The organism is Bacillus sp. 103mf (assembly GCF_900116295.1).
Taxonomy (GTDB): domain Bacteria; phylum Bacillota; class Bacilli; order Bacillales; family Bacillaceae_G; genus Bacillus_A; species Bacillus_A bruguierae.
The window spans coordinates 994,269-1,007,231 of the sequence record NZ_FPAF01000001.1; the positions used below are offsets into that span (position 1 = coordinate 994,269).

Here is a 12,963-nt window from a genome sequence, read left to right on the forward strand (position 1 = left end):
ACTTCCGGTGCAACAATGTTGCTTACATTTTCTTTCTTCACTTCTGGTGCAACGACATTGCTTCCTTTCATTTTATTTACTTGCGGAGCAATTAAATCGTTTCCTTTTTTTATAATATCTGCAATTTTATATTCTTTCGCTGATTTGACTGGCGGTTGCGGTGGTTGTGGTAAAATGTTTACGGAAAATTTTGTGCTCTCCTTTTGTTTTTCCACTTTACTAACAGTCGGTTGCTTTTCAACAATAGGTTGTTTTTCAACAATAGGTTGTTTTTCCACCGGCTTCTCTTTTTGTATCGGTTGCTCCTTTTGCACTTCTTTTTGTATAGGCTGTTCTTTTTGCACTTCTTTTTGTATAGGCTGTTCTTTTTGCACTTCTTTTTGGGGTTTTATCTGCATTTCCTTCTGTCCCATTTGTGCTGCTGGCTTTTCTGTAATTGGTCCAGCTTGTGGAGCCATTTCTTCCTCTTCCTCTATACCAAGAGTTTTCGGTGCTACAGGGAATTCTTTTTGCTGTACTTCTTTTACATATTCTTTTGGAGGGACTGAACCAGCACCTGGATTTTTTTTAATTGGAATGCTATTGGATGGTACTTTAATTTTCATGCCAGGCATAATTAAGTCAGGATTACTGAGCTGTGCATTCGCTTTTTTTAATGTTTCAAAATCTACCCCGTACTTTTTCGCAATTTTCCAAAGGGTATCCCCTTTTTGTACGATATGAATTTTCAAATTTTCCCCCTCCTGTATAACTTATCTATAATAAAGTGAAACTTCCATCAGTGGAGATTTTCTTCATCCCCCGCTTATCTTATTCGCTTTTCTCTAAATCTTGAGGTACGGTCTTACTGTCCACAAATAGCGGGATAAAAACGAATATAAACACAATGATTGCTTCACCACAATGTATGCTCATAAAAGCAAAATTATGTACAAAAGAAAAAGCAACGAAAATCCGCCGCTTTTATACTCGCTCTAACATTCTGTTTAATGCAAGTACCGCTTCTTCCGTTACTTTTTTATCTACTTCAATTACATTTACATGCTCGCCGCGCAAGGTTGCTTCCAGTACCCATAGTAAATGTGGTAAATCGATACGATTCATCGTTAAGCATGGGCACATAAATGGATTTAACGAAATAATTTCTTTATCTGGGTGCTGCTGAATAATACGATTAACTAAGTTCATTTCTGTACCGATTGCCCACTTACTTCCAGACGGAGCTTTTTCAATCATATCAATAATATATTTTGTTGAGCCTGCATAATCAGAAGCTGTAACAACTTCATAGCAACACTCCGGATGAACAATAATATTCATATCCGGATGATTTCTCCTTACACTTTCAATATTTTTCACAGTAAAATTTTGATGGACAGAACAATGTCCTTTCCATAAAATAACTTGAACATCTTCCATGTTCCCGTCATATTCCAATGAATCTGTGTGTGGGTCCCAAACTGCCATTTTTTCTAGTGGTACACCTAGGTCATATGCTGTATTACGTCCTAAATGCTGATCTGGTAAGAATAAAATCCGCTCTTTTTGTGTAAACGCCCATTTTACCATCTTTTTCGCATTAGAAGATGTAACTGTCGCGCCGCCATTTCGGCCGCAAAATGCTTTAATCGCAGCAGTTGAATTTACATAGGTTAACGGAAGCATTGTATCTCCAAATAATTGCTGCAATTCTTTCCAAGCTCGCTCCGTTTGTTCAATATCAGCCATATCAGCCATAGAACAACCAGCTCGCATATCAGGAAGAATAACAATTTGTTCATCTGTTGTTAGCATATCAGCTGTTTCTGCCATAAAGTGAACACCACAAAATACAATATACTTTGCCTCTTTATTACGCGCTGCTACTTGTGCAAGCTGCAAGGAATCTCCCGTGGAATCTGAAAATTGGACAACCTCATCTTTTTGATAATGATGCCCTGGAATGAAAAGCTTCCCCCCTAACTTTTCTTTAATTTCACGAACACGCGCTTCCATCTCTTCAATTGACATTGTTTCATAACGATCTGGTAACATCGTTTCAATCGGTTGCACTATCTCTAAAATATCCATCAGTGAAGTCCCCCTCTTCTCTCAATCACACTTCAATATTGAAACTAATATCTAACGCTTTAACAGAATGCGTTAACAATCCTAACGAAATGTAATCCACACCTGTTTGGCCATACTTCGCTATATTTTCCATCGTAATCCCACCTGAAGCTTCTGTAACAATTGCGCTTGGAACGAGCTTACAATATTCACGTACTTCTTCTGATGTACGATTATCAAACATAATAATGTCTGCTCCGGCAGAAATTGCTTCTAATACTTGTTCTTCCGTCTCTGTTTCTACTTCTACTTTCACCATATGTCCCAGCTGTTCTTTCACCACTGTTACCGCTTTTGTAATCGATCCAGCAAATGCAATATGATTATCTTTAATCATGACACCATCGTATAATCCGAAACGATGATTATAACCGCCGCCACATACAACGGCATATTTATCAAACATACGAAGCCCTGGCATCGTTTTTCTCGTATCACAAATGCGTGTATGATCGCTTCCGAGTGCAGTAACTGCTTTTCTTGTCATCGTCGCTACGCCGCTCATACGCTGAATAACATTTAACACAACACGCTCTGCTGTTAATAAAGAAGCAATCGGCCCTTGTATAGTAGCAAGGATGTCTCCGTTTGTTACCATGTCCCCATCTTTTTTATGAAGTATAACTTCAATTCGATTATCTAATAATGCAAAACCTTCCTTAATCACATCAGCTCCTGCAAACACACCTGTATCTTTAACAAGTAACGTTCCCTTTGCTTGCTGGTCGTTTGGAAAAATAAGCTGCGATGTTACGTCTCGCTCCCCGATATCTTCTAGAAAAAATTGTTTTAATGCCTCTTTTACTTTTAATGCATTCATAGTACCCCTCTTTTCTTACGCGAATCGCAACATATTTCTTCTCATTACAATTTCGTGTGTCTTATTACTACGATTTGGAAAGTCACTGCGATAATGACCGCCAATACTCTCTTTTCTTTGCAGTGCAGCTTTTGTTAGCAGCTGACAAACCGTTAACATATTGATAATTGTTATATCCTCATTTGTAAAATTTTTATATAGAAGCATTTTATTATAGGTTCCATACTGCTCTAACCATTGCTTCGCATACAATAAGCCTTCTTCTGTGCGGACAATTCCAACGTATTTCATCATCATCTCTTGTAGTTCTTCTTTTTTTGGTAATTTTATTTGCTGTAAATCACCTTTCATTATTTCATTGTTGCTCACTATTCGTGGCCTACTATTCGCTAAAATGTGTTCCCCGACACGTTTTCCAAATACAAGACCTTCTAATAATGAATTACTCGCAAGGCGATTGGCACCATGTACACCATTACATGCCACTTCGCCAACTGCATATAGACGATTGATCGATGTTTCCCCGTTACAATTTGTTTTTACGCCGCCCATATGAAAATGCGCACCTGGCACTACTGGAATGCACTTACTTTCCACGTTAACGCCACTTTTTTCACATAAAAAAGAGACGGTTGGAAAACGTTCTTCAAAATTTGTAATAGATGATATATCTAAGTGCACTTTTTCACCAGCTAGCATTTGTTCATGAATAGCACGCGCGACCACATCACGCGGCGCAAGGTCTTGTTGTTCATGAACATTCGTCATAAAGCGCTCTCCTTTTCCATTTCGAAGAATAGCTCCTTCTCCGCGCACCGCTTCTGATACAAGGCCGCAGCAAGCACCATTTACGTATAACATCGTTGGATGAAACTGTACAAATTCTAAATCAACAAGCTCTCCCCCGGCTCGATATACCATCGCTAAGCCATCACCTGTAACAGTACAATCATTGGAGGTAAACGCATATAATCCTCCAATACCGCCTGTTGCTAGTACAACACTCTGCGCGTCATACTGTTGTATATTCCCTTCACTATCACGCGCTACAACACCGTGGCAAGTCTGATTTTCTATTATAAAATCCAAGACCATTTCTTGTTCAACAATTGTCACGTATGGAAGTACTTGCTCTGCAAGATGCGCTAATAAATTTTTTCCGGTTGCATCCCCGCCTGCATGTAAAATACGTCGTTTTCGATGCGCCCCTTCTTTTCCAAAGTGTAGCCCTCGTTCATCGCCGTCAAAACTCATACCGTTATCTAATAATATTTTCATTTCTTTCGGCCCTTGCTCTACTAAATAACGAACAGCTTCCGTATTGTTATAATGGCAGCCTGCTGTAAGCGTATCTTCATAATGATCGTCTGGATGATCAAATGAAGCAACTGCAGCTGCAATCCCACCTTGTGCTAAATTTGTATTGTTATTTCGCCCTGTTTTCTTTGTGATAATCATCACATTCTTTTCGTGGCAAATGGTTTGTGCAACGCGCAGCGCTGCAACCCCGCTTCCAATAATTAAGACATCTGCATTTGGCATTTTCATTGCCCCCTACTTTACACTTTTCAACTGTCTTGACACCTATATTTACATATATTTAAAATAATAACAAGAACTTTTTAGAAAACGACAAGAAAATCTTATACAGAAAGGGCTATGTTCTATGATATATATGGATTATGCTGCAACAACACCTATGAGTAAAGAAGCGCTAGAAACATACACGAAAGCCGCTGAACGTTATTTTGGAAACGAGCAAAGCTTACACGATATTGGTGGGACTGCCTCCTCTTTGTTACAATCTTGCCGCCAAACATTTGCTGCGATGATCGAAGGAAAAGAACAAGGCGTTTTTTTTACGAGCGGCGGATCTGAATCAAACTATCTTGCGATTCAATCATTACTAAATACTCGAAACGGTACGCATATCATTACAACACCTATTGAACATGCATCGATCCGAAATTATTTTCGCCTTCTTCAAAAGCAGGGCTATGAAATTACTGAAATACCTGTGGATCGATTTGGCATGATTCAACTCGAAATACTTGAGCGTTCCATTACAAAACAAACTGTACTTGCAAGCATTCAACATGGAAACTCTGAAATTGGCACGCTGCAACCAATTGCTGAAATTGGAGCCATTCTCCAAAAATATAACGTCTTATTTCATACAGATTGCGTACAATCATTTGGAAAAATGCCGATTGATGTAGAAGAAATGAATATTGATAGCCTCTCTGTTTCAGCGCATAAAATTTATGGACCAAAAGGAGTCGGCGCATGCTATATAAACCCGCAAGTTCGTTGGGGAGAAGTGTTTCCAGGAACCTCTCATGAAAGAGGGTTTCGCCCCGGCACCGTGAATGTCCCTGGCGTCGCTTCATTTATTACAGCAGCGCAGCATATACTACAGAACCGCCAAGAGGAAATGGGACGTTTACAAGAATTACGAACATACTTTATCAAGCAATTACAAGCTCTTTCACCCGAAATACAAATTGAAGGTCATTCTATTTCTTGTTTACCGCATATCATTGGGGTTACAATAAAAGGAATAGAAGGTCAGTATACGATGCTAGAGTGCAATCGTCGTGGTATTGCTATTTCAACAGGAAGTGCTTGTCAAATTGGGAAACAAGAGCCTTCTAAAACGATGCTTGCGATTGGAAAAGAACATGACGAGGCGAAGCAATATGTTCGTTTTTCACTTGGACAGCAAACAACAACAGAACATATCGATGCAGCGATTCATGCAATTGCAACAGTTAGAAATCAATTCAATAGAGGGGTTAATAGAACATGAATCAAAATGAACAAAAAAAGATTTTAGGCGAGGAAAGAAGACAGCTCATTTTAGAGTGGCTCCTCGCTGCAAATAAACCATTGTCCGGTAGTGAATTAGCAAAGAAAACAAATGTAAGCCGTCAAGTTATCGTACAAGATATTTCTTTATTAAAAGCACGAAACGAACCCATTATTGCAACGGCGCAAGGATATTTATATTTAAAACCGACAGAAAAACAACATACATTTGAACGTATCATCGTTTGTCAGCATCAGCCCAATGAAGTTCGTAAAGAACTCACGCTACTTGTCGACCATGGCGTTACAATTAAAGATGTAAAAGTGGAGCATCCAGTATATGGAGATTTAACAGCTTCCATTATGGTAAGTAATCGCTTTGAAGTCGAGCAGTATTTAAACAAGATTGAAAAAACAAACGCAACTTACTTATCACAGCTTACAAATGGAATTCATTTGCATACAATTGAAGCAGATTCGCTTGAAAAGTTAAATGCTGCTTGCGAGGCATTAGACCGGGCAGGATTTCTTGTTCATTAAAAAACGTACAGAGAATTTTACTTTCTCTGTGCGTTTTTTATTTTCATCATGCTACAATAGAAAAAATAATGGGAAAGGAGAAAATATATGGTAATTGAACTCATTCATTTTAGCATCGGGAAACCAAAAACGATTCAATATGCAGAAAATAAAGAAATGACAAGCGGTATATGTAAACAGCTTGTTAAGGATGCTTTTTTATCAAAAGATGGATTTCAAGGAGACGGTGTTGCGGACTTACGCTTTCACGGTGGGCCTGATCGTGCCGTTTGTGTTTATCCCTATGAACATTATGATTTGTGGGAAAACGAGTTTCATACATCACTTCCTTCATCTGCATTTGGAGAGAATGTAACAGTTACAAATATGGTAGAGCAAGATGTTTGTATTGGCGACATTTATCAGCTCGGAGATGCAATTGTTCAAGTGACGCAAGGAAGAGTTCCATGCAGTACAATTTCGAAACGACTCGGCATTCCTAGCATTTTACCTCGCATTGTTGAAACTGGCTATACAGGATATTTATGTCGTGTTTTGCAAGAAGGAACGGTTCGTAAAGATTCACCAATTACATTACTCGAACGTCATCCACATCAAGTTTCCATTCTATTTGCGAACGAAATCTATTTCCGAGGGCAAAAAGATGTAGAGAGTATGGAAAAAATTGTCGCCGTTCCTGAACTAGCAGAAGAGTGGCGAAAATCATTAACCGCACGGCTTGAGAAATTAAAATAGTATAAGACTTCAACTCATGAGAGATTTCTTCATCTTCACTGATGGTCACTTCACCAACCGAAGTCTTACTGCTCGTTTGTGTGGAATAGAAATCCCATTACATCTGTTCAATATACAATAGTATATAAATCCATTTTGATTTTTCAACATATAAGTCGCTGCTATGCAGAATACAATATGACCTGCAATCGCTTTCTTCTTTTGTTTTAAACCTGGCATGTGGTAGAAAAAGGCCCTGACCGTTTCTATGCGCGGCCAGATACTCTCGCCTCCCTAAAAAGAAAGGGGGTTTTACATCAGTTTTTTAACTTGTATATATAGTTAGAGATATAAGAGCATACTTTCTTTAAATATGGTAAGGTTACGTTTAATACTTAATCACTCTAGTAAGTTGAAAATAATATTTATGAAATAGAGAAACGTTCAAATTATTTGGAGGTGATCACCTATGCAAATTATTAACACAACATCATCTTATTTTTCAATAGCAAAACTTTCTGAAGGTGTGTATGCTGCAATCGCCAAAAAAGGTGAAGGGGCAATGAGTAATGCTGGTTTCATTGATTTAGGGGACGAGGTTCTTATATTTGATACATTTGTAACTCCTAAAGCTGCTAGAGATTTGCGAAAAGTAACAGAAGATATTACTCAAAAAAAAATTAAATATGTTTTTAATAGCCATTACCACGGAGATCACACTTTTGGTAATCAAATTTTTGAAGACGTAACAATCATTTCAACTTCACTTACAAGAGATTTACATGCAGAGCAAAACGTTATTATAGATTTAAATAAAGAGCAAGTAGAAATGCAACTATACTTGAATCAACTAGAACAAAGAATAATGACTGAAAGTGATCCAGTCTTATTAGAAAGCCTTGATAGTCAATTTAAAGAAATGTCAAAAGTACACGCATCATTACCTGAATTACGAATTGTACTTCCAAGTTTGACCTTTAATGATAAACTTGTAATTCACGGAACTTGCCGAACAATTGAATTATATTGCTACGGAGGTGGTCATACTCCAAGTGATGCATTTCTATATTTACCAGAGGAGAAAATTGCATTTATGGGCGATCTAGTCTTAGAGAATCTACATCCTCCTATTTTTAATTCCCAGCAATTTATTGACAACTTATCTAAAGTTGATGCGATTGATATACAAACAATCATTCCTGGTCATGGTAATATAGTGACAAAAGATCAAATTGGAGTTATATCACAATATTTGCAGCACCTTAACATGAGAGTAGCATCTTCTTTAGAAAAGGGAGAATCCTTAGAACAACTCTTATCAACTAATATTCCTAAAGAATATGCCAACTGGACAGGTGTCGATGGATACAAACGAAACCTTACTATTGTATACAATGAACATAAAGAAAAATAGTAGTAGATTGTTAGAAACAAAATTTAGGGAAAATATTGTTTCTAAAGTAACTTGTTTATTGTACTGAAATGAGCGAAACATATTACTCGTATATAATATATTAGCGTGTTTTGTTTTTAACATTTAAATCTTGATAAAGTGAAACTTCCATCAGTGGAGAGTTTTTTCATCTCCCACTGATGGAAAGTCCGCCCAATCGGGCTTTTACGGGCAGTTATCCCCCACCTATCTTCTTTAGAAAAGCGGAAGCGGCTCGCTCAGAAACGCAGGACGTCGGAGGGGACGAAACGACCGGAGATTCTAGCCGCTAGAGCTGGACAACGTTTCTCTCTGAATCTTGAGGTGGGGGTCTTACTGCCCGTTAATGCGGGATAAAATACGAAATGAGATTCTTTTTTCACACCCAATAAGAAGAATAACTCCCAAGTAATGTAACCGAAAAACCAAGTGCTTCTAATTCCATTCTCACTCCTGGAAGCAGAACATCATCATACTCGTTTTCGACATCAATTAAGAAAAAATAATTGCCAAGCCCTGTTTTCATTGGACGAGACTCAATTTTGGAAAGATTTAATTTCCTCCATGCAAATGCTGATAACACTTGATATAATACTCCTGCATAGTCTAAAGGTAACGTTATCATAAGCGTTGTTTTCTTTCCACGGCGCTCTCCATTTCTCGGTAATTTCACTTGTTCATGCTTATGCAATACGAGAAAACGTGTATGATTATTTTTATGCGTATGAATATCACGCTGAACAATGGATAATCCATACTTTTCTGCCGCAGCCTCATTAGCAATTGCCGCAATTTTTTCTTCTGGATGTTCCATCACAAACTGCGCAGCAGCACTCGTTGATGTCATATCACGCACTGTCACACCTTTTAATTTTTGATTTAAAAACTTATGACACTGCGCAATCGCATGTGGATGAGAATGCACCGCATATACATCTTGCCAACATTGTACGTACTGCGGATGAACGAGCAAATGTTGCTGAACAGGCACTGTAATTTCGCCAACAATCGGCAGCGTTTGCTCATGTACAAGATAATCAATCGTAATATTGACAGAGCCTTCAATTGCATTTTCAAGCGGTACAACCGCAAAATCAACAACATCATTTGCTGCTGCATCTATACAATCTGGAATGGTTCGATATGGTACATGTTCAGCCTCAGGAAAGAAGCGACTCACCGCCATATTTGTAAATGTTGCTTCTGGTCCTAAATAGCCAACTCGAATCGTCATCTTTTCCCCTCTTTTTCGTTTTCTTACTGTTATATCATAAACACCTCTATTCTTCTACTTGTTTTTCGAAAATTACAACAAAAAAAGACTAGCAAGAGCTAGCCGATATGTTTCATGTATTCTTTTTGCGCAAAGAAGAAATAGCATATACATGCGATGAGATAAATAGCAATAACCTCTAAAACGAGCCAAGATGATTTCATAAAAAAGGCCTTTTGGCACGTATGTAAAGCAACTGCACTATGTACGCTTCCTAATAAAACTGGGAAAAAGAATAGAATCCCTAATTGCCAACGTGAAATTTTATCTATTTCTTGTTTTGTCATTCCGATTTTCAAAAGAGCTCGATATTGCAAGCGGTCATATTCAATATTATGAAACCATTTAAAATAGACTGTGCTACAAGACGCTAGAAAAAAGAGGATACTAATGAACGAGCCGACAAATAATACTAGATTCCCTCCGTCTTTCGTTGCCTTATATATGTACATATTATTACGAATTACTGATTCTGTCCCTTTTAAAATGTGAGATTGTAATTCTTCACCTAATCTTTCTGTATTGTTCCAATCTCGTAAATCATATCCGTTATATACATATTTTTCGTGATTAGGAACTTGACGAGAAAGCTTCTGAAAATCTTGATTGTGCATAACGAGGAATCTTCCGCTCCGCTGACTTGTATCACTATTAAAGGCATTCCCTTCATATGCTCCGTTATATGTAAAACGATATGTTTCCCCTAGTACTTTAAAATGTATATATTTCTTAGGATACTTAGGAAGAAAATCATAATTACTATAATAAATAAACGTCACTGTTCCCTCTTTTGGATGAATTTGCTTCTTCGACTGCCTTTTTGCTTCTCTATTATATTCATCTTCTCCAATCACAGTTGCATAAGACTCTTTACCGGAATCCAATTGAAATGTTGCTGGGATTCCAATAAACGTTACGTAACGAAAATCATTGACACCATGCTTACGAAACAACTTTTCAACCGTTTCTTTTTCCATTACTTCTTTAGAACCGATCCCTTTTTCGACATATGAAAAAGCATGCGGCTGTTCATAGCGAAATAGTTCTCTCGTATTGGAAAAAAACAAATAAACAGAGCCTGTCGCCGTTACTACGATCGTTGTTAGCATAGATAAAATAAAGAAAAAGCGTCGATTATCTTTCACTGTATGCAACAACTGATTGACAACGAATAAATACGGATAACGATACATGACACTCTTTCTATTTTTGATTCCTTGTAATACTTGAATCATGCTATGTATACATACAAAATACGTTCCAACTGTTGTTAAAATAGAAACAGGTATAAAATAAAGAGCAATGTTCTCCATCGTCACTTTTGTTGTTAACCAATAACTGATACCTATACAGGCGAAGCCGAACCAACATAGCCACTTCTTACTTCTCGTTTCTTTTTTTCCTTCTTGCATTTCTTTTAATAGATGAATAACTTCTATTTTCCATATGCGCAGCGCACTAAAAATGGCTAAAAGAAGAAATATGGCACCATATGTCATCATCGTTATCACAATCGCTTTTGAACTGAGCACAAACGGCAATTCAGTCGGCATATTAAGTAATAAACTAAAAATCATAAAAAATAGCTTTAAAAATAACGTCCCAATCCCAATGCCGAAAAAGCTCGCAAAGAAGCCTACCGCCATTTGCTCCATGATCATCATCCATATAATATTTACTTTCGTAGCTCCCATTAATATGAATAACCCAAATTCTTTTTTTCGAGACTGTATAAAGATCGAACTAGAATACAGAATAAATAGAATTGAGAAAGCAATTACAATTACATCGCATACAATTAGACCTGCCTGTATCCCCTCATACAGATGATCCGTTCTCATATTAGGATGCATAATAATGGATGTATACATAAAAAAAGCAAAAACTGAGAAACAACTACTTAAGAAAAATATTTTGTAGTTGTGCCAATTCCCTCTAACATTTTGAAATGTAAGTTGATAAAACTTCACCGCCCCCACCTCCTCTAAAAACCGTTACATATGTAAAAAGCTAGGAAGTCCTAGCTTTTTACATGTTTTAAATATCCTCTTTGTGCAATCGCAAAATATAATGCGGATGCTAGTACATATACTGTAATAATAACCGCTCCTGATTTCCATAAGTCTAAATACAACATGTTCCCTAACGTATATAATGTAAATCCACTATGCAAAACACCTATCAAAATCGAAATAAAGAAAATCGCTCCCATTTGCCGAACTGCAATTTTACGAATTTCTTGATCCGTCATACCGATTCGTTTTAAAGAATAAAATTGAATACGGTCTTGTTCTTTATCATTAAACCACTTAAAGTATGTCATGCTGCAAGCGAAGAAGAAAAAGAGTACTGTTATAAAGAATCCGATAAACAACTACTAATTAAAAACGCTTTATAATTACGCCAATTCCCTTTGACATTATTAAACGCGAGCTGGCGAAAGTTCATGGTACTCTCCTCCTAGCATCGCCAGTACGTCTAATATTTCTTGGAAGAAGGCTTGCTTTGTTTCTCCTTTATGAATCTCTGAGAAAATTTCACCGTCACGAATAAATAAAATGCGTTCACAATAGCTCGCCGCAACAGGATCATGCGTTACCATCGCAATCGTCACTTTCTTCTCTTCATGAAGTTCCTGCAGAGCACCCATCAATGATTTTGCTGATTTGGAGTCTAAGTTTCCTGTCGGTTCATCAGCTAAAATTAAAGTCGGCTGATGAATAATCGCCCGTGCTGCTGCCGCACGTTGCTGCTGACCACCTGATACTTCATACACTTTTTTATGTAAAATTCCCTCTATGTTTAGAAACTTTGCAATTTCTAATACTTTTGCATCAATTTCTTTCACAGGCCGATTTGCCATTACAAGCGGCAAAATGATATTTTCCTTAATTGATAACGTATCAAGCAAATTAAAATCTTGGAAAATAAATCCTAAATGTGTACGGCGAAACGCCGCAAGTTTAACAGCACGCATTTGACTAATCTCTTCACCGTTCATATAAACGTGACCTGATGTTGGCTTATCAATGGTTGCTAATAAATTTAGAAGCGTTGTTTTCCCACTTCCTGATGGCCCCATAATGCCGACAAATTCACCTTCTTCAATTTTAAAGTTAATATTATTCAGCGCTGTTGTCGTTACCGAACCTTTTGATTGATACACCTTTGTCAAACCTTTTACTTCAAGAACGCTCATTTCGAATCCCCCTATATGTTGTCTCCTTACTTTTACTATAGAAAAAACGAGGGAAAGTAACGAGTGAT

At 37.4% G+C, this 12,963-nt stretch carries 11 protein-coding genes and 1 pseudogene; 4 read left to right on the forward strand and 8 right to left on the reverse strand.

Going from position 1 to position 12,963, the window contains the following annotated elements; genetic code table 11:
- From safA to nadB, 4 genes are all read right to left on the reverse strand, one after another.
- On the reverse strand, positions 1-731 hold a 731-nt coding region (gene safA, locus BM350_RS05085), incomplete at its 3' end, for a SafA/ExsA family spore coat assembly protein (RefSeq protein ID WP_139232924.1).
- A 232-nt stretch (positions 732-963) separates the two neighbouring features.
- Entirely contained in the window at positions 964-2,070 is a 1,107-nt protein-coding gene (gene nadA, locus BM350_RS05090) for a quinolinate synthase NadA (RefSeq protein WP_090918625.1), read from the reverse strand.
- A gap of 25 nt (positions 2,071-2,095) precedes the next feature.
- Complete coding sequence (gene nadC, locus BM350_RS05095; RefSeq protein ID WP_090918627.1) at positions 2,096-2,929, reverse strand: carboxylating nicotinate-nucleotide diphosphorylase; 834 nt, start codon at positions 2,927-2,929, stop codon at positions 2,096-2,098.
- A 15-nt stretch (positions 2,930-2,944) separates the two neighbouring features.
- Positions 2,945-4,471, reverse strand: a complete 1,527-nt coding sequence (gene nadB / locus BM350_RS05100) for an L-aspartate oxidase (protein WP_090918629.1) — start codon at positions 4,469-4,471, stop codon at positions 2,945-2,947.
- A 124-nt stretch (positions 4,472-4,595) separates the two neighbouring features.
- Between nadB and BM350_RS05105 the strand changes: the two genes are divergently transcribed.
- The 4 genes from BM350_RS05105 to BM350_RS05120 all read left to right on the forward strand — a co-directional run bounded on the left by BM350_RS05105 (position 4,596) and on the right by BM350_RS05120 (position 8,405).
- On the forward strand, positions 4,596-5,738 hold the full coding sequence (locus BM350_RS05105) for an IscS subfamily cysteine desulfurase (protein ID WP_090918631.1): 1,143 nt from the start codon (positions 4,596-4,598) through the stop codon (positions 5,736-5,738).
- Positions 5,735-6,277, forward strand: a complete 543-nt coding sequence (locus BM350_RS05110) for a transcription repressor NadR (protein ID WP_090918633.1) — start codon at positions 5,735-5,737, stop codon at positions 6,275-6,277. Before BM350_RS05105 ends, BM350_RS05110 begins: the two co-directional genes overlap by 4 nt.
- 87 nt (positions 6,278-6,364) lie before the next feature.
- Complete coding sequence (locus tag BM350_RS05115) at positions 6,365-7,012, forward strand: MOSC domain-containing protein (RefSeq protein WP_090918635.1); 648 nt, start codon at positions 6,365-6,367, stop codon at positions 7,010-7,012.
- Between the two features lie 448 nt (positions 7,013-7,460).
- Positions 7,461-8,405 (forward strand): MBL fold metallo-hydrolase, encoded by a 945-nt coding sequence (locus tag BM350_RS05120; protein WP_090918637.1) that lies wholly within the window; start codon positions 7,461-7,463, stop codon positions 8,403-8,405.
- Positions 8,406-8,802: 397 nt separating this feature from the next.
- Here BM350_RS05120 and pheA read toward each other — a convergent pair whose 3' ends face one another.
- The 4 genes and pseudogenes from pheA to BM350_RS05140 all read right to left on the reverse strand — a co-directional run bounded on the left by pheA (position 8,803) and on the right by BM350_RS05140 (position 12,895).
- On the reverse strand, positions 8,803-9,657 hold the full coding sequence (pheA, locus tag BM350_RS05125) for a prephenate dehydratase (protein ID WP_090918639.1): 855 nt from the start codon (positions 9,655-9,657) through the stop codon (positions 8,803-8,805).
- A gap of 98 nt (positions 9,658-9,755) precedes the next feature.
- Positions 9,756-11,666, reverse strand: coding sequence for an ABC transporter permease (locus BM350_RS05130; protein WP_090918641.1), 1,911 nt, complete (start codon positions 11,664-11,666; stop codon positions 9,756-9,758).
- 50 nt (positions 11,667-11,716) lie between these two features.
- Positions 11,717-12,070 (reverse strand): annotated as a pseudogene (locus BM350_RS05135) (FtsX-like permease family protein); the annotation flags it as partial.
- A gap of 48 nt (positions 12,071-12,118) precedes the next feature.
- A complete protein-coding gene (locus BM350_RS05140) occupies positions 12,119-12,895 on the reverse strand; it encodes an ABC transporter ATP-binding protein (protein ID WP_090918643.1) in 777 nt (258 codons plus the stop codon).
- Positions 12,896-12,963: the final 68 nt, after the last annotated feature.

Excerpts from the sequence above, each read along its gene's own strand:
- nadA (WP_090918625.1), bottom strand. The coding sequence starts at position 2,070 with ATGGATATTTTAGAGATAGTGCAACCGATTGAAACGATGTTACCAGAT.
- nadC (WP_090918627.1), bottom strand. The coding sequence starts at position 2,929 with ATGAATGCATTAAAAGTAAAAGAGGCATTAAAACAATTTTTTCTAGAA.
- nadB (WP_090918629.1), bottom strand. The coding sequence starts at position 4,471 with ATGCCAAATGCAGATGTCTTAATTATTGGAAGCGGGGTTGCAGCGCTG.
- BM350_RS05105 (WP_090918631.1), top strand. The coding sequence starts at position 4,596 with ATGATATATATGGATTATGCTGCAACAACACCTATGAGTAAAGAAGCG.
- BM350_RS05110 (WP_090918633.1), top strand. The coding sequence starts at position 5,735 with ATGAATCAAAATGAACAAAAAAAGATTTTAGGCGAGGAAAGAAGACAG.
- BM350_RS05115 (WP_090918635.1), top strand. The coding sequence starts at position 6,365 with ATGGTAATTGAACTCATTCATTTTAGCATCGGGAAACCAAAAACGATT.
- BM350_RS05120 (WP_090918637.1), top strand. The coding sequence starts at position 7,461 with ATGCAAATTATTAACACAACATCATCTTATTTTTCAATAGCAAAACTT.
- pheA (WP_090918639.1), bottom strand. The coding sequence starts at position 9,657 with ATGACGATTCGAGTTGGCTATTTAGGACCAGAAGCAACATTTACAAAT.
- BM350_RS05140 (WP_090918643.1), bottom strand. The coding sequence starts at position 12,895 with ATGAGCGTTCTTGAAGTAAAAGGTTTGACAAAGGTGTATCAATCAAAA.